The following is a 19,300-nucleotide window of genomic DNA, read 5'->3' on the forward strand; positions in this document are numbered from 1 at the left end:
AGCCAGGTGAGATCGCAGGGCAGAATAGCATGAGAAAGGCGGACAAACACCTGCTTGTCCGCCTGTTGCGAGGATTATCGCAGAAGCAGGTAAATCGTCTCTTCGCCGCGCACCACGTTCAGTGCCAGCACCGGCGGTTTGCCTTCCAGCACTTTGCGCATTTCGGCAATAGAAGCGACGCGATTGCGGTTTACGCCGATGATCACATCATCTTTCTGCAAACCGACTTGCTCCGCTGGCGTGCCTTTTTCAATGGCATCGACTTTCACGCCTTTATCACCGGTTTTGGTCGCGCCGTCGCTCAGCGTTGCGCCTTGCAGTGCAGGCGACATCAGCTGCGCGCTGGCGGTGGTTTGCGCGCTTTGTTCCAGCGTGACGGTGACGTTGACCGGTTTGCCTTCACGCAGCAGGCCGATTTTCACATCCTGGCCCGGCGGCGTGGTGCCGACTTTCACACGCAGCTCAGCAAAGCTGGTGATTGGCTTATCATTGATGGAGGTGATGATATCGCCAGCTTTGATGCCCGCTTTCTCGGCGGCTGACTTCGGCAGCACTTCCGAAACAAAGGCACCGCGCTGCGCATCAACGTTAAACGCTTTGGCGATATCGGCGGTCATTTCCGTACCTTTGATACCAAGCTGACCGCGCTTCACTTCGCCGAACTGAATCAGCTGCTGCGCCAGGTTCATCGCCATATTGGCGGGAATGGCGAAGCCAATGCCGATGTTGCCGCCACTTGACGCCAGAATCGCGGTGTTGATACCAATCAACTCACCATTCAGGTTCACCAGCGCACCACCGGAGTTACCGCGGTTAATCGCGGCATCGGTCTGAATGAAGTTTTCCAGTCCTTCCAGATTCAGGCCGCTACGACCGAGCGCAGAGATGATGCCCGACGTGGCGGTTTGACCCAGACCAAACGGATTACCGATGGCCACGGCAAAATCACCCACTTTCAGCGAATCAGAGTCGGCGATTTTCACCTGCGTCAGGTTTTTCGCGCCTTCAACCTGGATCAATGCGATGTCGGTTTGTTCATCGTGACCAATTAACTTAGCGTCATATTCGTTGCCGTCACCCAGCTGCACGCTAATTTTATCGGCGTTGCTGACCACATGGTTATTGGTGAGGATATAGCCTTTAGCGGCATCAATGATCACGCCAGAACCCAGACCTTCAAAAGGCTGCGGCTGCGATTGTCCCGGTGCCTGACCAAAAAAGCGCTTCAGTGGTTCAGGAATATCCTGCGCCTGCTGACCGCTGTCGGTACCTTCAACACGCACGCTCACTACTGCGGGCAGAACTTTTTCCAGCATCGGTGCCAGGCTTGGCAATGCTTGTCCCTGAATCTGGGCGGGAAGAGTTGCCAGCGCACTCGGCGCCGCAGCCAAACTCATCCCGATACCTAAGGCTAATGCGCTTAACAGACGTGCTTGTTTTTTCATTGCTACAACGCTCTCGCTGCGAAAGGGATAAAAGAAGTGTGACAGTAGTTTGTGGTTTGTGTTCGAAAACAAAAAGGGCACAGCTAAGCTGTGCCCCAAAAGGATTAATTACGCGGAGCGCGGTCGCTGCCACGTAACAGGCCGGATGCGCCTTCAGAGTAATCACGCGGCATCTGCACCGGCGCCTGATCGTTATCCGCTTCGGCTTCCGTTAACTGGTAGGCAAACGGATTTTTCTCGCCGGGCAGATTTGGCAGCAGGTCGTTAGACCCTTTCGCCATGTGCTGATACAGCTGGCGGTAATCATGCGCCATATTGTCCAGCAGCTCGGCGCTGCGGGCGAAGTGGTTGGTGAGCTCCTCGCGGTAATCCGCCAGCTCAGCCTTCGATTTTTCCAGTTCATACTGCATGCTACGCTGCTCACGCAGCTTCTTGTTGCCAAAACGCATGACGACTGCGCCGACAATAATGCCAATCACTAAACCAATCAGCCCGTATTCCCAGGTCATAATGACTCCCGTGTAATTTCCGTTGTTTCGTAGGGCATTGCTTCTGTTGCAACATCAACTTCAATAGCAGCCACTATACCCAATAATCTATTGGAAGTGGAACTATCGGGCTGCATCGCTTAGTGTAGAGCGGCCTAATTTTCGTCAACCGACCCGTGAATCGGACTTTTTCAGGGATTCTGAGAGAACCATGCAAACCTCATCTCCGCTTGCACGCTACGAGCAGGCGCTGTCGCAGGGCGAATTTCGCCCGGATGACGTACAACGAGAAGCGATTACCCGCTTAGATACCATCCAGCAAGGATTGATTGCCCGCCAGCAACAGGTTGAACCGGCTGCCAAAGGTCTGTTGGGCCGCTTGTCTAAGATAATGAATAAAGAGAAAAGCACCCGCGAAGCGCCAGTGCGCGGACTGTATATGTGGGGCGGTGTGGGACGCGGTAAAACCTGGGTGATGGATCTGTTTTTTCAGTCAATTCCTGGTGATCGTAAGCTGCGCCTGCATTTCCACCGCTTTATGCTGCGTGTCCATCAGGAACTGACGCAGCTGCAAGGCCACAGCGATCCGCTGCTAATTGTCGCCGATCGCTTTAAAGCGGAAACCGACATTCTCTGTTTCGATGAGTTTTTTGTCTCGGATATCACCGACGCCATGCTGCTGGGCACGCTGATGGAAGCGCTTTTTGCGCGCGGCATCTCGCTGGTAGCCACCTCGAACATTCCGCCGGATGAGCTCTATCGCAACGGCCTGCAGCGCCCGCGTTTCCTACCTGCCATCGAACAAATCAAGCGTCATTGTGAAGTGATGAATGTGGACGCGGGTATCGATTACCGTTTGCGCACACTAACGTCGGCGCATTTGTGGAACTTCCCGCTCAACGATGCCACGCATAGCGAAATGGAGCGCATGTTCCGCGCGCTGTCCGGCAAAGCGCGTGAAGACGCGCCGGTGCTGGAAATCAACCATCGCCAGATGCCCACGCTGGGCGTGCATGAAGGCGTGCTGGCGATCAATTTCCTGACGCTGTGCGGCGAAGGGCGCAGTCAGCACGACTATATTGAGCTCTCGCGCCGTTTTCACAGCGTCTTGCTGTATGATGTGCCGGTGATGATTTATAAGACCGAAGATCAGGCGCGCCGCTTCCTTGCGCTGGTCGATGAGTTCTACGAACGCCACGTGAAACTGGTTGTCGCGGCTGAAACATCACTGTTTGAAATTTATCAGGGCACACGCTTGAAGTTTGAGTATCAGCGCTGCTTGTCGCGTTTGCAGGAGATGCAGAGCGAAGAGTATTTGCGTCTGCCGCATCTGCCCTGATGACGTGGCATAAATCGTAGGTTTTAGATGCAAAAAGGTTCGATCTTTGAGTTCGACTTCTCTATAATCTTGCGACCCCACGTTACAGCATCGGTTTTCTTTCCCAAGAACTCGATGTGATCCGGTAACTCACTTGAAGGGGTGGCTTGCTGGGCAAAATGGTCGTGTGAGCCTCAATCGTTTACTTAGCGTTTGGGATTTCACCAACGTGTAACTTTTTATTTGGGTAAGCTTTTCAATGAAAACTTTTACAGCTAAACCAGAAACCGTACAGCGTGACTGGTATGTTGTTGACGCAACGGGCAAAACCTTGGGTCGCCTGGCGACTGAACTGGCGCGCCGTCTGCGTGGTAAGCACAAAGCGGAATACACTCCGCACGTTGATACCGGTGATTACATCATCGTTCTGAACGCAGAAAAAGTTGCTGTAACCGGCAACAAGCGTACTGACAAGATTTACTATCACCACACTGGCCACATCGGTGGTATCAAGCAAGCGACCTTTGCAGAGATGATCGAGCGCCGTCCTGAGCGTGTGATTGAAATCGCGGTTAAAGGCATGCTGCCGAAAGGCCCACTGGGTCGTGCTATGTACCGTAAACTGAAAGTTTACGCAGGCAACGAGCACAACCACGCGGCGCAGCAACCGCAAGTTCTTGACATTTAATCGGGATTATAGGCAATGGCTGAAACTCAAAACTACGGCACTGGTCGCCGCAAAAGCTCTGCCGCTCGCGTCTTCATCAAGCCGGGTAGCGGTAACATCGTAATTAACCAGCGCTCTTTGGAGCAGTACTTCGGTCGCGAGACTGCACGCATGGTCGTGCGTCAGCCGCTGGAGCTGGTTGATATGGTTGGTAAATTTGACCTGTACATCACTGTTAAAGGTGGTGGTATTTCTGGTCAGGCTGGTGCGATCCGTCACGGTATCACACGCGCTCTGATGGAGTACGACGAGTCTCTGCGTTCTGAACTGCGTAAAGCGGGCTTCGTTACCCGTGATGCGCGTGAAGTTGAACGTAAGAAAGTCGGCCTGCGTAAAGCACGTCGTCGTCCGCAGTTCTCCAAGCGTTAATTGTTTGCTGCTCCGGCAGCGGCAGTTGGCTCAAAAAACCCGCTTCGGCGGGTTTTTTATTGCCTGCATTAATGATTTTTTCCCACGAAAAACGCGAGCTTTACCCGCATTTTGCCCGCAAATCATCACGCCCGCCCCACAAGCTGCTTAAAATCTGGTAAACTCACTGTCACTTTGCGCCTGCAAGACGCAGCGTTGTGCATGTCGTTCCTGTCCGGAAGACCGGTCGATGCTCCTGACGCTGACGGTAGGCGAATCTGATGAGCCGGTGAGTCGCCGCGTGGTTGGCTATTCGCAGTATCTTTTTGTGAACAAACTTGGAGGTTTTCATGGCTGTCGCTGCCAACAAACGTTCGGTAATGACGCTGTTTTCTGGTCCGACTGACATTTTCAGCCATCAGGTACGTATCGTACTGGCTGAGAAGGGCGTCAGCGTGGAGATCGAGCAGGTTGAAACGGATAACCTGCCGCAGGATCTGATTGACCTCAACCCGTATCGCACCGTACCGACGCTGGTCGACCGTGAACTGACGCTGTATGAATCACGCATCATCATGGAATACCTCGATGAGCGTTTCCCGCATCCACCGCTGATGCCGGTTTACCCGGTAGCGCGCGGTGAAAGCCGTCTGATGATGCACCGCATTGAGCAGGATTGGTACAGCCTGATGCGCACCATCGAAACCGCCAACGGTGCCGAAGCCGATGCAGCGCGCAAGCAACTGCGCGAAGAGCTGCTGGCGATTGCACCACTGTTCGCACGCACACCGTTCTTCATGAGCGAAGAGTTCAGCCTGGTGGATTGCTATCTGGCGCCGCTGCTGTGGCGTCTGCCGCAGATGGGCGTTGACCTGTCTGGCGCCGGTTCTAAAGAGCTGAAAGGCTATATGACGCGTGTGTTTGAACGTGACTCTTTCCTTGCGTCACTGACGGAAGCAGAACGTGAAATGCGCCTGCAAGCTCGGGGCTAATGTATGGAAATGTCGCAACTAACGGCGCGTCGTCCTTACCTGTTGCGGGCGTTCTACGACTGGTTGCTGGATAATCAGTTGACGCCGCATTTGGTGGTCGACATCAATCTGCCTGGTGTGCAGGTGCCGCTGGAATATGCGCGTGATGGACAGATTGTTCTGAACATCGCGCCGCGTGCGGTAGGCAATCTTGACCTCGCCAATGATGAAGTGCGTTTCAACGCGCGTTTCGGTGGCGTACCGCGTCAGGTTTCTGTGCCGATGGCTGCAGTTCTGGCGATTTATGCCCGTGAAAACGGCGCTGGCACCATGTTCGAGCCGGAACCGGCTTACGAGCTGGCGACGGACGAGCAGGAAGGTAGCGGTCAGGAAGAGACAATGATGTCTGTGATTGATGGCGATCGTCCGGATGATGCGACTGATGACGATCACTCGCCAGATGATGAGCCGCCGCCGCGTGGCGGACGACCTTCACTGCGTGTGGTGAAGTAAAACGTGCAATAAAAAACGGGCCGATTGGCCCGTTTTTTTTATGCCTGCGCGTCTTAGTAGACGTCGCGCAGGTAGCGTTTATCTTTCTTCAGCTGATCAACGTAAGCCGCCGCGCGCTCGCTGGACAAGCCACCGAACTGACGAACCACTTCATACAGCGCCGCATCAACGTCTTTTGCCATGCGAGATGCGTCGCCACACACGTAGAAGTAAGCGCCATCCTGCAGCCAGGCGTAAAGCTCAGCGCCTTTCTCCAGCATGCGGTTCTGCACGTAGATCTTCTCTTCCTGATCGCGCGAGAAGGCCAGATCCAGATTAGTCAGCAGACCTTTCTCCTGCCATGCCTGCAACTCTTCTTCGTAGATGTAATCGTGTGCCTGATGCTGGTCACCGAAGAACAACCAGTTTTTACCTTCTGCGCCCGTTGCCTGACGTTCCTGCAGGAAGGCGCGGAACGGTGCGATACCGGTGCCTGGCCCAACCATGATCAGCGGCGCATTGCCGTTTGACGGTACACGGAACGCTTTGTTTGGTGAGATGAAGATCGCCGGCTTTTCGCCGCGACGTACACGTTCAGCCAGATAAGTTGAGCACACGCCTTTACGCTCGCGGCCGCTGCTGTGATAGCGCACGGAAGCAATGGTCAGATGTACCTGATTTGGGTGGGCTTTCGAGCTCGACGAGATGGAGTAAGCGCGATGCTGTAACGGACGCAGCATGGCAACGAATTCCGGCACCGACAGGCTGCGCGTCAGCTCGAGCTGCAGCAGATCCAGCGTGTCTTTGCCCCACAGCCAAACGGCAAGGGTATCTTTATCGTCGTGCTGCAGGACGTGACGCAGTTCCTGGTTGGTGGTGTGCTGGCCAACCCACTCAATCAGTTTGCGTGATGGCTCGGAAATTTCGAACTGATAAGTCAGCAGATCGCCGAGGTTGCGATCAAAGCTGGGAACTGGCGTTTCGTAATCTGCTTTCAGCTGAGTCAGCAGCAGTGAAACCAGTGCTGCGTCGTTCACCGGGATCACACCCAGCGCATCGCCCGCTTCATATTTCAAACCGCTGTCGGTGAGATCAAACTCGAAGTGACGAATATCTTTCGCCGACTCTTCTGCCGAAAGACGCTTGTTAGTCACCAACGCAGCCGCATAGGGGTTTTGCTTATTGCTGCCCGGAATGACCGGCGCTTCTGGCGCGCTTTCTAATGCTGTACCGCTGCTGCCTGCACTGGCGGCGAATTGCGGCATCGCCGTACCAATCCACGCGCTGGATGGCTCTTCGAAGTCGATATCGCAGTCGATACGATCGGCGACGCGTTTTGCACCGAGCTGCTCAAGACGCATATCGATGAATTTACCTGCCTGGCAGAAACCGTCGTAGCCGGTGTCGCCAATCGCCAATACCGCAAAGTGCATCTGCTCCAGACGCGGCGCGGTGCTGGCTGAAATCGCGTTCCAGAACAGCTGGGCGTTGTCCGGCATTTCGCCTTCGCCGTAGGTCGAGGTGACGATCAGCACGTGACGCATGGTAGCGAACACATCCAGATCCACTTCGCCCAGCGCTTGAACCACCGGCACCAAACCTTTGGCGCGTGCGGCTTTAGCGGCCGTTTGCGACAGCGCTTCAGCGTTGCCGGTCTGTGAACCGAACAGGATGTGCAACTGCGTATTGGTGCTGGCACCTGCAGCCGGTGCGCTCTGCTTGTCTTCTAATACCAGCAGGCGCGAATGGAGACCGGCGAGGAAGCCCGCCAGCCAGTATTTCTGCTCACCGTTAAACGGTGCATCTTCAGGAATGTAAGGAATTTTCATCGGTAAGGCTCAATCCTGTTCAAAATTTTATCCCTGTCATACTTCAGGTTGCAGATGCGTTTGCCGCCTTTCTGCACCATGAAGTATTGAGGGAAAGGTCAAAATTACACTTGTTCATTGGCGCTGTAATCAGGAAAGTTTCCCGACCGCAGCAGCGATTTCTGGCAGTGCAGCACGCGCAAACAGCTCTTCAAAATCAGGTAGATGACCAAGCACTTCACGGTTGCAGGCATCCTGATAGATGATCCAGCCGTAAGTCGCCAGGCTGTCCATCGAGCGAATGTTGCGCTGCGTTAATGCCGCTTTGTAATCTGACATTCGTTTCGCGGCGATCAGGCTTGCCAGCTCGTCATCGCTGTAACTCTCAATCGCCGAGCGTGCATGACGTTGCAGCTTGCTGATGAGCGTGAAATCTTCGGTCATCAGAAGATTACGTACCGCTTTTTCTACTGCTGGATCTTCCACCGCCGTGCCTTTCGGCAGCTTGCCCAGCGCCAGCTGCTGCGCGAGGCTGAGAACGGTGTAGTTGTTCAGCAGAACAAACATCTCCAGCGTATCGGTCGCGCCATAAGCCGGAACTGCGCCGTTGGCAATGGTTTTACCGTCACGCCACGCTGATTTGAACTTCGCAACCTGATGCGCAGCCAGCGAGGTTGACAGCTCTTCAAGCAGGTCTTTACGTGATTTGGCTTTCAGGATTTCGGTGCCATCCTGATACAGCAGCAGCGAACGCGGCATCACATAAACAAAGTGGTGGCACTCGGTTTCCCAGTTATCCAGCAGCCAGGCCGCGCGTGGCGATTGGGTTGCTTCCAGATGCCAGTTCAGCATGGTCAGCACCGCTTGTTTGTGCACCTGCGCCATTTCATCTTCATCGGCGATAGAACCAAACAGCACCGAATCACCTGCTGCGTGGGCTGCCAGCGATCCATACGGATCGTACTGGTAAGCGAAACCGCCGCTCATGCCGTTGCCAAAGCCTTTACCAAAGGTGCCAAGGTTGAGGATGGCGCCGTTGGTCATGTATTCGCAGCAGAAGTCACCAACGCCTTCCACTACCGCGGTTGCGCCGGAGTTACGCACGGCGAAGCGGTCACCCGCCTGGCCCTGAACGAACAGACGACCGCCAGTCGCGCCAAACAGCGCGAAGTTACCGATCAACACGTTGCCATCGCTATCCTGTGCGCCGCCGCCTGGTGACATCACCACCAACTCGCCGCCGCACTGGCCTTTGCCGACACCGTCGTTACAGGTGCCGTAATGCTTCATCTGCATGCCGTCGTTGCAGAACGCGCCGAACGACTGGCCAGCAGAGCCGCTGGTGTTAATCAGCACGGTGGCTGGCGCCAGATAGTGACGACCGCGATCGTCTTTCAGCACCGCTGGCAATGCAGCCAGCTGCTCTTTCGAGAGTTCATGGTTCAGCATGCGTTCGATATCGATCGCCAGCTGACCACCGACGCTTTTGTTACGGTTGTTCAGCGTGATGCCCGCGCCCAGCGCGATTTCACGGCTTGCCGCGCCAACCAGCTGCGTTTTCAGCTCGCTGACCCAGCCATCATCCAGCTCAAAGTCTTTTTCCAGATACACCGGCTTGGCAATTTTCTGCTCTGGCACCACGGTCAACATCGCACGCAGATCCAGTTTGCCGACTTCCAGCGGGTGATCCATCAAGTGCAGCAGATCCGAACGGCCACGCGCTTCACGCAGAGAACGCAGACCGAGGCGGGCGAGGAACTCACGCACTTCCTGCGCCACGTTGATGAAGTACTGCGCCAGCTGACGCGGATCACCATCAAAGGCTTCGGCGTTGGTGGTTAAACCGGCCGGGCATTTGACGTTACAGTTTTTCGCCATCACGCATTTCAGCATCATCAGCGCGGTGGTGCCGAACTCGAAGCTATCGCCGCCGAGCAGGGCAGATTTGATCACATCGCTGCCGGTTTGCTGCGCGCCGGAGCAGCGCAGCTGCACTTTGTCGCGCAGGCCGTTGGCACACAGCGCCTGATGCACTTCAGCGATGCCGATTTCCGCGACGCGGCCGGTATATTTCAGGCTGGTAACGGACGCTGCGCCGGTGCCGCCGGTGTTACCCGCGACGTTAATGACATCCGCGCCGGCTTTCGCCACGCCGACGGCGATGGTGCCGATACCTTCAGATGAAACCAGTTTGACGATGACACGCACGCGCGCGGCTTTACAGTCGTGGATCAGCTGCGCCAAATCCTCGATAGAGTAAGTGTCGTGGTGCGGCGGCGGTGAAACCAGCTCAACGCCCGGCGTACCGCCACGCGCTGCGGCAATCTCAACGGTCACTTTTGGTGCCGGCAGCTGGCCGCCTTCACCGGGCTTCGCGCCCTGACCGATTTTGATCTCCAGCTCTTCCAGCATTGGGTCAGCAAGATAAGCCGCCCACACGCCGAAACGCCCGGATGCCAACTGCTTGATACGTGACGCGCGGATGGTGCCGTGACGTGAATAGTGCTCGCCACCTTCACCACAGTTACTCATGCCGCCAACCATGTTAGTACCATGCGCGACAGCTTCGTGCGCCGGCGCAACCAACGCACCGTGGCTCATCGCACCGGAAGCAAAGGTACGGGTGATTTCGTGGGCTGGCTGAATCTCTTCCAGCGGCAGCGATGGCAGCGCGGTGAAGATCAGCGACAGATAATCGGCCGCTTTGCCGTAAGCGGTGATGTGCAGCACGCCATCCGCTACGTTGCTGCTTTCGATATCGTCGGTGAAACGGGTTTTCAGCGCCCGCGCCAGCGCTTCCAGACGCTCGCTTTCCGGTTTCAGGCCAGCAATGGCATCGATCAGACGCAGCTCGAACTGGTTCAGGCTGCCATTCACTGCTTCACATTTCAGGCCACGCGTAGCGAAGCCGTTGTTCACCAGCGAGTAGCGGCCCAGTTTGCGGCCGAATTCGGCTTCGCTGTCCACGTGGGTCAAATCGCATGGCAGCGCGAGGATGTCACGGAGCGCCGCAGGACGGCGTTTACGCTCGGCATGCATCAGGCTGGAGAACTGACGGTAATCTGGCGTGATGGCAAAGCTGTCGATCACATCATTCGGGATACGCTCGAAGCTGCTGTCTTTAAAGGCTTCGGCTTTGATGTTGAACGCGTTATCCAGTTTGGCCAGCGTCATCAAACGAATAAAGTTGTCCTCTTCGCGCTCTTTGTTAGCAAAGCGAATCGGTTGTTCCGTCATATCAATGAAGGTACGCACCGCGATGGTGCCGTATGAGTGGCCCGCGCCTTCAGCACGCTCTTTGAACAGGCCGAGCAACGGCACTTCCGCCTCGCCCTGAATTTTTAATGCGCTTTGATGCCAGTCTACTGCCATCTGGGCGATCGCCGGGAAGCCCGCGCCGCCAACCGGCGTTTTGATATTCGGGAAATACTTTTTCAATACCGGATCGTCGGTATTCAGGAAGTTCGGCTCGAAGAACTCGCCGCAGCTGTAGCTCTCAACGGTACACAGGCCGACTTTACCCATGGTTTTCATCAGCGCTTTTTCGGCTGCTTTGGCATAGCGTTTAAAGGCTTTATTGCCTTCTTCGCCTTCACCGAATTTCTCTTCCGCACGCATCTGCACGCCGAGTGGGTAAACGGCAGAAGCACCGAAGCCCAGCGTCGCCGCGATATGGTGTGAAGAGATGCTTTGACCACTTTCGACCACCAGCGAAACATCCAGACGCAGACCTTCCTGCACCAGACGTTGGTTGATCGCCGACACCATCAGCAGCATCGGGATCGCTGCGTGAGTTGAAGAGATATGACGATCGGTGATCACCGCGATGCCGCCTTGCTGGCGTGCGAAATCCACTACCTGCTGGGCTAAGTCATCAATGGCTTTTTCCAGCGCGTTGGCGTTGGCCGCACGGCTGACGATATCTTTGCCGACCACCGGCTCATACAGCATCTCGAAACGCGCATAAGGAGCGACGGTTTGCTCGCGCAGGCGCAGCATGTCGAGGTGCGTCAGGATTGGCGTCGGAACAATGATTTGCTGACCTTTGCTGCGGCCGAGATGGGGCTTCGCACCCAGCGCCACACGCAGCGTCATGCCGTCCGCTTCACGAATGGAGTCGAGCGGCGGGTTGGTAACCTGGGCAAATCGTTGTGAGAAGTAGTGCGCCATGCCGCCTTCGTGGTCAGACAGGCCGTTGATGGCGTTGCCGTAACCCATGGCTGAGATCTTCTCAGCGCCGGTTTGCAGCATCGGATCCATCATGAATTTGAAGCTTTCCTGGTTGTAGTAGTAGGCGACAAAACGTTGATAGGTTTTGAGGTCACCACGATAACGCAGCGGCGAGCCGAGCTGCTCTGCCTGAATTTCTGGCAGGTCGGCGAGATCGATACGCGCTTTGCTCAGCAGTGACAGATAATCTTTTTCAGCGGCCAGTTTTTCCAGCGCTTCAACCGTGGTGTAAGAGCGTTTCTCTTTGTGATCGTAATAGAGCATGCCGCCCGCTTCGATACGGCCACGACGCAGCACGCTTTCCGGTGGGAAGGCGATCTGGCCCGCTTCAGACATCGCACCGATGTACTCCGCGGTTTCAACGGAACGCAGCGGACGCAGACCGAGGCGGTCAAGTCGCGCGCCGATCACTTCACCGTTACCGAAGATCAGCGCAGCTGGGCCATCGTTCTTCTCTTCATATAAAGAGAAGTACTCGAGCATGGCGCGCACTTCGTTCGAGAGCGAGGTATCGTTCTCCCACGCTGGCGGCATCATCGAAACCACGGCGTTGATCAGGTCGAGGTTATCTTCCATCAAACGGCTGTGGATGCTCTGGTCGAGACGCGAACTGTCGGACTGACCTTTTGGACGCACGATTTTTTTACCGCGCGCCAGCATCAGTGCCGCTTCGGCAATGCGGTTCTTACGATCGGTGTTCAGCTCGCCGTTGTGCGCCATTAAGCGGAACGGCTGCGCCATGGTGGTATGCGGATCGGTGTTGGTCGAGAAACGGGTGTGGAAGAACAGCCCGCGCACCTGATGATCGGCATCGGTCAAATCTTTGAAGTAAGGAATTACTTCGTTGGAGTTCAGACGCGCTTTAAATACCTGCGTGCGCGAAGAGAGCGACAGCGGATAGAGGCCGCCGAATTCGCTTTCGGTAAAGGCGCGCGCTTCGATATCCAGCAGCGCGCGATAAATCTGGCGCTCGAATTCGAGTTGTTCAGTCACTTCCTGCGGCGCGGCAAAAATCCATTGCACAATCGGCAGCTGGAATTGCAGGGCGGCCGGGCGCGTCACGCTGCCGTCCAGCGGCATATCGCGTTTCACTAATACCGGGAAGTTATGCGCCGCCAGCGTTTCTTCAACCAGACGCTCAGCGTTTGCCCGCAGCTCTGCGTCTTTTGGCACAAAGAAGTTACCGACGCCAAAACGTCCGGCTTCCAGCGCCAGACCGGTGACCTTGCGGAAGAAGTTCAGGGAGAGATCGACGTTCACACCCGCGCCATCGCCCACGCCTTCGGCAGACATGCCGCCACGGTGCGGAACCGTGCACAGCGCGCTATGGGCCATCCGCAGAATCTCATGAGTCTGCTCGCCGTCCTTACGGGTAATGAAACCTACACCACAGCTGTCACTGCCAGCTGATGGGTCATACAAACCATAGGGATTCGGTTTTTGCGTGGACATTGAGAGTCTCCTTAAACTTCTTTTGACATTACCTGCATTATTTCGTGTACCGCAGCGTGACAATGTAAGCCAGCGCGGCGGTATCAATTCTTGTGCCGCTCAGTAAAGAGCAGGCGTCGCAGCACCGAGCAAGGGCTCTCAAGACACTGTTGTCACGTCCTTAATGAGCTGCTCTTTTTATTCCGGTCTCTTTCGGGAGATAGCTTGCATCCAGAGGGAGGCTTCTTGCTGCATAGATATGCCGAGACACAGGCCCACCAGGAAAGCTTCCAGTGGAATTCCAACTTATCGGGAAAGCGAACTCAGGTCAAATAGCCAGCTTTGATGCGGGTAATAGGCTTTCTTGTCACTTAATTAAATGATTAATAAGAATTTATTGCGTAAATTTATGTCAATATCCCGCTGCGCATTCCCCCAGGAAGTGTGAGCCGTCTCACTGTGACCCAGCCCTCTAATATCCAAACAATGCTGGCAGAAAGGGTTATAACAGCATTTAATGCTGTTAGGGGCAGTTGATACACAGCATGTATCTGTTTTTCTTATGGCGTCATATTTGAATCAAAATGGCGCTGCCATTAGTAAAATTAATCACGCAAAGCATGCGTAGAAAGTCATTTAAATTGAATGGGTATGCAATAAAGAGGTGCAACCATCAGGATGTATGGCTGCCAGGGTGCTGATTAGCACCGGATGTTGAGGAAAGGTTCGCAAAAGCGCGGCCCTCCAGATTATTCAGTTGGCAGAATTAGTCAAGCGCTTTGCGCATATAGAAGGGAACGTCGGCGAAATCACGCTGCGATGCACCATTACAGGGCATAACCTGCGCGATATGGCCGGGTGAAGCGGGGCAGCGCAGCGATAATTACGCTATCATGAGCCAGATTTCGTTCAGGGAGCTCGTAATGAAACAGATTCGTCTTTTAGCGCAGTACTACGTTGATTTGATGGTCAAACTCGGCCTGGTACGCTTTTCGCTGCTGTTAGCCTCAGCGCTGGTGGTGCTGGCGATGGTGGTACAGATGGCCGTCACCATGGTATTGCGTGGGCATGTGGAGAGCATCGACGTCGTCCGCTCCATCTTCTTCGGTCTGTTGATTACGCCCTGGGCCGTCTATTTCCTCTCAGTGGTGGTCGATCAGCTGGAAGAGTCGCGCCAGCGCCTGTCGAAACTGGTAGATAAGCTGGAAGAGATGCGTACGCGCGATCTCGAGCTGAACCAGCAGATGAAAGAGACCATCACCCAGCTTAATCAGGAAATTAACGACCGTATCAAAGCCGAGCAGGCGCGCGAGCAGGTGATGGATAAGCTGCGCGAAGAGATGGCACGACGCGAGCAGGCGCAAATCGAGCTGGAACAGCAATCCTCCTTCCTGCGCTCCTTCCTTGATGCGTCACCGGATTTGGTGTTCTACCGCAACATTGATAAGCAGTTCTCCGGCTGTAATCGCGCCATGGAACTGCTAACCGGCATGAGCGAAAAGCAGCTGATTGGCCTGACACCACGCGATATCTACGATGACGAAGCCGCCACCAAAGTGCTGGAAACCGATGAGAAGGTGTTCCGCCACAATGTGTCGCTAACCTACGAACAGTGGCTGCAATATCCCGACGGGCGCAAAGCCTGTTTCGAAATCCGTAAAGTGCCCTATTACGACCGTGTCGGAAAACGCAGTGGCCTGATGGGCTTTGGCCGCGACATTACCGAGCGTAAGCGCTATCAGGACGCGCTGGAGAACGCCAGCCGTGAGAAGACTACCTTTATTTCGACTATCAGCCATGAGCTGCGTACGCCGCTGAATGGCATCGTCGGACTGAGCCGCATCCTGCTGGATACCGATCTCAATCAGGAGCAGCTGAAGTACCTCAAAACCATCCACGTGTCGGCCATCACGCTGGGCAACATCTTCAATGATGTAATTGAAGTGGACAAAATCGAACGCCGCAAAGTGCAGCTGGATAATCAGCCGCTGGATTTCACCGGTTTCCTCGCCGATCTGGAAAACCTCTCCGGTCTGCTGGCGCAGCCAAAAGGGCTGAAATTTGTCATGGCGCCGGAGCTGCCGCTGCCCCATAAAATTTCGGCGGATGGCACGCGTCTGCGTCAGATTCTGTGGAACCTGATCGGCAATGCCGTGAAATTTACTCAGCAGGGCGAGATTGTGGTGCGCGTTGCCTATCGTCAGGATGAAACGCTGCACTTTGAAGTGCAGGATTCCGGCATGGGCATTCCGCAGGAAGAGCAGGATAAGATCTTCGCCATGTATTACCAGGTGAAAGATCAGCACGGCGGCAAGCCGGCAACGGGCACCGGCATCGGTTTAGCGGTCTCGCGTCGTTTAGCCCAAGCGATGGGCGGCGATATCAGCGTGAGTAGCGTCGCGGGGCAGGGTTCCTGCTTCACCGTGGAGATCAACGCGCCACGCGTCGCTGAGGAAGTGGAAGACGACAATCTGGATGACAGTATGCCGTTGCCGGCGCTGCACGTATTACTGGTGGAAGATATTGAACTCAACGTGATTGTTGCGCGTTCGGTACTGGAGAAGCTGGGTTGCAGCGTCGAAGTCGCGATGACCGGTACGGACGCGCTGGCGATGTTTGATCCGCAGGAGTTCGATCTGGTGCTGCTCGATATTCAGCTTCCGGATATGACGGGCCTCGACGTGTCACGTGCCATCCATCAGCATTACGCAGATGTGGCGCTGCCGCCGCTGGTGGCATTGACCGCCAATGTGCTGAAAGACAAAAAAGAGTATCTCGATGCCGGCATGGATGATGTGTTGAGCAAACCGCTTGCTGTGCCAGCGCTTACGGCGGTGATCAAGAAGTTCTGGGATTATCAGCCGGAGCTGGAAGAGATCGCCACCGAATCATCAGACGCGCAGTCGCGCACGCTGTTAGATGTGGCGATGCTGGAGCAATACATTGAACTGGTTGGCCCAGGATTGATTACCCAAAGCCTGACCATGTTTGAGCAGATGATGCCGGGCTACCTCGAGGTGCTGGATTCCAACATGATGGCGCGCGATCAAAAAGGCATTGCTGAAGAAGGGCACAAGATCAAAGGTGCGGCAGGTTCGGTTGGCTTACTGCATATACAGCAGTTGGCGAAGCAGATTCAGTCGCCGGAATTGCCAGCGTGGTGGGACAACGTGCAAGAGTGGGTCGATGAGTTAAAACAAGAGTGGCTGAAAGACGTGAACGTGTTACGTGAATGGGTAGCGGAGCGGGAAAAATTACAGGACGTTAGAAAAAAATGACCCCAGTCGAAACTGGGGTGCGCGAATACTGCGCCAACACCAGGGAAATGGGCACTGCTGCTATTATTAGAAATCGAATAAGAAAGCAGCAGTTCGGTATTGGTTAACGCTTCCAAATCACCTTAACAAATTCGCCAATGCTTGCGACAAGATTCATTAAATTGTGTGATGTTGAGCAGCGATTAAATACAGAAAACATTAATTTGCTGACACAGTCAAGCAAGGAATTAATTTCTTTGCCATATTGCACCTTTTTTGACCAATTGTTCTGCTTTTTGCCTGGTTTTGCTTCAGTCGTTAGCAGGAAAAGCCTGACACGAGCATGGAAAATGTGATTCTGACAAAAAATTGAAGTTAAGTTAGATTAACATGCTGATATTGATGAATAAAGTAAGGTTTTCTGACGGCTTATCCAAATCGTTTTGGAAACCTTAAACGGAAAGTTCCAGTTTATAGTTTATTGAATGATGTAAACCAATTGTGCGGTAAATCGCTTTACCATCATTGAGGCCCAATGCAGGCAGGATCATACAGATTTGGTCGCATTTTTCAGATTGGTCTCTGTAATCAATGAACAAGTTCGAACATCATAAAAAATTATAGTTAAGCTTCATGAAAGCTTTTGCGTGAGCGATATCACATTCAGTTAAGTGTTCATGCACGCAGCGCCTGGTGCATTTAACATCATGGAACCGATTCCTTTTTGGCGGAAGTGCTTGATGTGATTGGCTCTAATAGAGGAACGTTGATTGCGCAGGCAACAATTTCACTGACGTTTTGCCAATCAGAGGATAAAATTTAGTGGTTAATCGTTGGTGTTAGCTATTGTGACTTGGGTGATTGATTAATACAGGGAACAGGTAAGAGAAAATTGCATGAGCAAGAGTAAAGGGACGCTGGGAAAACGTATTAAAGTACTGATTGCTAAAGTGCTGCTGGCCTGGCTCGGCATCTGGTTAGCGGGCATTCTGCTGTTTGCTTTTTTACCGGTACCGTTTTCGGCGGTAATGATGGAGCGGCAAATCGGTGCCTGGTTTACAGGGCGTTTTGATTATGTGGCGCACTCGGATTGGGTCGGCATGGACGAGATCTCGCCGTGGATGGCTTTAGCGGTTATCGCTTCTGAAGATCAAAAGTTTCCCGAGCATTGGGGCTTTGATGTTGATGCCATTCAATCAGTGCTGGATAACGATGGCAATGAACGCATGCGCGGAGCTTCAACCTTGTCTCAGCAGACGGCGAAAAACCTGTTTCTATGGGATGGCCGCAGCTGGGTACGTAAAGGGCTGGAAGCGGGACTCACGGTGGGAATCGAAACCGTGTGGACCAAGCGGCGCATCCTGACGGTTTATCTCAATATTGCAGAATTTGGCGATGGCGTATTTGGCGTGGAAGAGGCCTCACAGCGCTATTTCCATAAACCCGCCAGCCGCCTGACGATGTCTGAAGCCGCGTTACTGGCGGCGGTTCTACCCAATCCGATCCGCTTCCGTGCCGATGCGCCTTCAGGCTACACGCGACAGCGCCAGCAGTGGATTATGCGGCAGATGCGCCAGTTAGGCGGCGAGGGTTTCCTGAATCGCTACAAGCTGCATTGAAAGGCTTAATCTTCGTCAAAGCCCGCTTCAAACAGTTCGATGACCGCTGCCAGCGCCTGCTCTTCCTGCGGGCCGCTGGCTTCGATTTCAATATGACCGCCTTTCGCTGAGTCGAGCATCAGCAACGCAATCACGCTGCTGGCTTCAGCTTCGGTGCCCGATTCGTTACGCAGCAACACTTCAGCATCAAAACTCTGCACCAGCTCGAACAGCTTCATCGCTGGGCGCGCGTGCATGCCCAGCTTGTTACGAATTTCAACGGTTTGCTTCACGGTCATGATTTGCGTTTTTCCAGAGTGCGATGACGAGACTGCACGTTTTTACCGCGTGAACGGAAATAATCCGCCAGTTGTTCCGCGATATACACCGAACGATGCTTACCGCCGGTACAGCCAATGGCGACGGTAAGATAGCTGCGGTTATTGGTTTCCAGCATCGGCAGCCACAGTTCCAGATAGCTGCGCGTTTGATAGATAAAGTTGTGCACTTCGGTGTGACGATCGAGGAAGGCGGCCACCGGGCGATCCAGACCGGTCATCGGACGCAGCTTAGGATCCCAGTGCGGGTTCGGCAGGAAGCGCACATCGAAAACATAATCGGCGTCGATCGGAATGCCGTGTTTGAAACCGAATGACTCAAACACCATGGTCAGTTCACGCTCGCGCTTGCCCAGCAAGCGGGTACGCAGCATCTCTGCCAATTCATGAACCGACATCTCAGACGTATCGATAATCAGATCGGCGCGTGAGCGCAGTGGCTCCAGCAGATCGTTCTCTTCATCGATAGCACTCTCCAGCGACAAGTTTTTGCTGGAGAGCGGATGCAGGCGACGCGTATCGCTGTAGCGGCGAATCAACGTGTTGCGATCGGTATCAAGAAACAGCAGCTGCGGCGAAAAGGCATCGGGCAGATTGTTGAGCGCCGCTTCAAAGACTTCCGGTGATTCCGGCATGTTACGCACGTCAATGCTGACCGCCGCAGAGATATTGCGTTCGGTTAAGGTATTCGCCAGCTCCGGTAGCAAGACCACCGGCAAGTTGTCGACACAGTAAAAGCCCATATCTTCGAGGGCACGCAGCGCGACTGATTTTCCTGAGCCTGACCGACCGCTAACGATCATCAGCACCATCACATTTCTCCCGTTTTAAACCGGCGAAAACGCCGGT

Annotated in this window: 13 protein-coding genes; 7 read left to right on the forward strand and 6 right to left on the reverse strand. The window is 54.4% G+C overall.

Going from position 1 to position 19,300, the window contains the following annotated elements:
• Nucleotides 1-74 precede the first annotated feature (74 nt).
• Both degQ and zapG read right to left on the reverse strand, forming a co-directional pair.
• Nucleotides 75-1,445 carry a serine endoprotease DegQ gene (gene degQ / locus ACFQW4_RS14465; RefSeq protein ID WP_101762291.1) on the reverse strand — a complete coding sequence of 457 codons (1,371 nt, stop codon included), beginning with the start codon at nucleotides 1,443-1,445 and terminating at the stop codon, nucleotides 75-77.
• A gap of 104 nt (nucleotides 1,446-1,549) precedes the next feature.
• Nucleotides 1,550-1,954, reverse strand: coding sequence for a Z-ring associated protein ZapG (gene zapG / locus ACFQW4_RS14470; RefSeq protein WP_064737767.1), 405 nt, complete (start codon nucleotides 1,952-1,954; stop codon nucleotides 1,550-1,552).
• A gap of 190 nt (nucleotides 1,955-2,144) precedes the next feature.
• Between zapG and zapE the strand changes: the two genes are divergently transcribed.
• The 5 genes from zapE to sspB all read left to right on the forward strand — a co-directional run bounded on the left by zapE (nucleotide 2,145) and on the right by sspB (nucleotide 5,810).
• Nucleotides 2,145-3,272 (forward strand): cell division protein ZapE, encoded by a 1,128-nt coding sequence (gene zapE / locus ACFQW4_RS14475; protein ID WP_110868087.1) that lies wholly within the window; start codon nucleotides 2,145-2,147, stop codon nucleotides 3,270-3,272.
• A gap of 238 nt (nucleotides 3,273-3,510) precedes the next feature.
• Complete coding sequence (gene rplM, locus ACFQW4_RS14480) at nucleotides 3,511-3,939, forward strand: 50S ribosomal protein L13 (RefSeq protein ID WP_007886599.1); 429 nt, start codon at nucleotides 3,511-3,513, stop codon at nucleotides 3,937-3,939.
• Nucleotides 3,940-3,954: 15 nt separating this feature from the next.
• The gene (rpsI, locus tag ACFQW4_RS14485; protein WP_007886600.1) at nucleotides 3,955-4,347 is read left to right on the forward strand and encodes a 30S ribosomal protein S9; all 393 of its coding nucleotides are present in this window, start codon (nucleotides 3,955-3,957) and stop codon (nucleotides 4,345-4,347) included.
• Nucleotides 4,348-4,676: 329 nt separating this feature from the next.
• Nucleotides 4,677-5,318, forward strand: coding sequence for a stringent starvation protein SspA (sspA, locus tag ACFQW4_RS14490; protein WP_008104394.1), 642 nt, complete (start codon nucleotides 4,677-4,679; stop codon nucleotides 5,316-5,318).
• A 3-nt stretch (nucleotides 5,319-5,321) separates the two neighbouring features.
• Nucleotides 5,322-5,810 carry a ClpXP protease specificity-enhancing factor gene (sspB, locus tag ACFQW4_RS14495; protein ID WP_064737765.1) on the forward strand — a complete coding sequence of 163 codons (489 nt, stop codon included), beginning with the start codon at nucleotides 5,322-5,324 and terminating at the stop codon, nucleotides 5,808-5,810.
• A gap of 53 nt (nucleotides 5,811-5,863) precedes the next feature.
• On the opposite strand, the gene ACFQW4_RS14500 is transcribed toward sspB, so the two are convergent.
• Together ACFQW4_RS14500 and ACFQW4_RS14505 are read right to left on the reverse strand one after the other, a co-directional pair.
• Nucleotides 5,864-7,618: a sulfite reductase subunit alpha gene (locus ACFQW4_RS14500; protein WP_101762289.1), complete on the reverse strand. Its 1,755-nt coding sequence runs from the start codon at nucleotides 7,616-7,618 to the stop codon at nucleotides 5,864-5,866.
• A 129-nt stretch (nucleotides 7,619-7,747) separates the two neighbouring features.
• A complete protein-coding gene (locus tag ACFQW4_RS14505; protein WP_137385041.1) occupies nucleotides 7,748-13,279 on the reverse strand; it encodes a glutamate synthase-related protein in 5,532 nt (1,843 codons plus the stop codon).
• A 902-nt stretch (nucleotides 13,280-14,181) separates the two neighbouring features.
• Here ACFQW4_RS14505 and arcB point away from each other — a divergent pair.
• Together arcB and mtgA are read left to right on the forward strand one after the other, a co-directional pair.
• Complete coding sequence (gene arcB, locus ACFQW4_RS14510) at nucleotides 14,182-16,536, forward strand: aerobic respiration two-component sensor histidine kinase ArcB (RefSeq protein WP_192412546.1); 2,355 nt, start codon at nucleotides 14,182-14,184, stop codon at nucleotides 16,534-16,536.
• 875 nt (nucleotides 16,537-17,411) lie between these two features.
• Nucleotides 17,412-18,134: a monofunctional biosynthetic peptidoglycan transglycosylase gene (gene mtgA, locus ACFQW4_RS14515; protein WP_192412544.1), complete on the forward strand. Its 723-nt coding sequence runs from the start codon at nucleotides 17,412-17,414 to the stop codon at nucleotides 18,132-18,134.
• Between the two features lie 5 nt (nucleotides 18,135-18,139).
• Here the strand turns inward: mtgA and npr are convergent, their stop codons facing one another.
• Nucleotides 18,140-18,412, reverse strand: coding sequence for a PTS phosphocarrier protein NPr (gene npr, locus ACFQW4_RS14520; RefSeq protein ID WP_008104379.1), 273 nt, complete (start codon nucleotides 18,410-18,412; stop codon nucleotides 18,140-18,142).
• Nucleotides 18,409-19,263 (reverse strand): RNase adapter RapZ, encoded by an 855-nt coding sequence (rapZ, locus tag ACFQW4_RS14525; RefSeq protein WP_101762285.1) that lies wholly within the window; start codon nucleotides 19,261-19,263, stop codon nucleotides 18,409-18,411. Before rapZ ends, npr begins: the two co-directional genes overlap by 4 nt.
• Between the last annotated feature and the right edge of the window lie 37 nt (nucleotides 19,264-19,300).

This window comes from Pantoea sp. GCM10028869, assembly GCF_042666835.1.
Taxonomy (GTDB): domain Bacteria; phylum Pseudomonadota; class Gammaproteobacteria; order Enterobacterales; family Enterobacteriaceae; genus Pantoea; species Pantoea leporis.

Coding starts and splice junctions, on each gene's coding strand:
- degQ (WP_101762291.1), bottom strand. CDS start 1,445: ATGAAAAAACAAGCACGTCTGTTAAGCGCATTAGCCTTAGGTATCGGG.
- zapG (WP_064737767.1), bottom strand. CDS start 1,954: ATGACCTGGGAATACGGGCTGATTGGTTTAGTGATTGGCATTATTGTC.
- zapE (WP_110868087.1), top strand. CDS start 2,145: ATGCAAACCTCATCTCCGCTTGCACGCTACGAGCAGGCGCTGTCGCAG.
- rplM (WP_007886599.1), top strand. CDS start 3,511: ATGAAAACTTTTACAGCTAAACCAGAAACCGTACAGCGTGACTGGTAT.
- rpsI (WP_007886600.1), top strand. CDS start 3,955: ATGGCTGAAACTCAAAACTACGGCACTGGTCGCCGCAAAAGCTCTGCC.
- sspA (WP_008104394.1), top strand. CDS start 4,677: ATGGCTGTCGCTGCCAACAAACGTTCGGTAATGACGCTGTTTTCTGGT.
- sspB (WP_064737765.1), top strand. CDS start 5,322: ATGGAAATGTCGCAACTAACGGCGCGTCGTCCTTACCTGTTGCGGGCG.
- ACFQW4_RS14500 (WP_101762289.1), bottom strand. CDS start 7,618: ATGAAAATTCCTTACATTCCTGAAGATGCACCGTTTAACGGTGAGCAG.
- ACFQW4_RS14505 (WP_137385041.1), bottom strand. CDS start 13,279: ATGTCCACGCAAAAACCGAATCCCTATGGTTTGTATGACCCATCAGCT.
- arcB (WP_192412546.1), top strand. CDS start 14,182: ATGAAACAGATTCGTCTTTTAGCGCAGTACTACGTTGATTTGATGGTC.
- mtgA (WP_192412544.1), top strand. CDS start 17,412: ATGAGCAAGAGTAAAGGGACGCTGGGAAAACGTATTAAAGTACTGATT.
- npr (WP_008104379.1), bottom strand. CDS start 18,412: ATGACCGTGAAGCAAACCGTTGAAATTCGTAACAAGCTGGGCATGCAC.
- rapZ (WP_101762285.1), bottom strand. CDS start 19,263: ATGGTGCTGATGATCGTTAGCGGTCGGTCAGGCTCAGGAAAATCAGTC.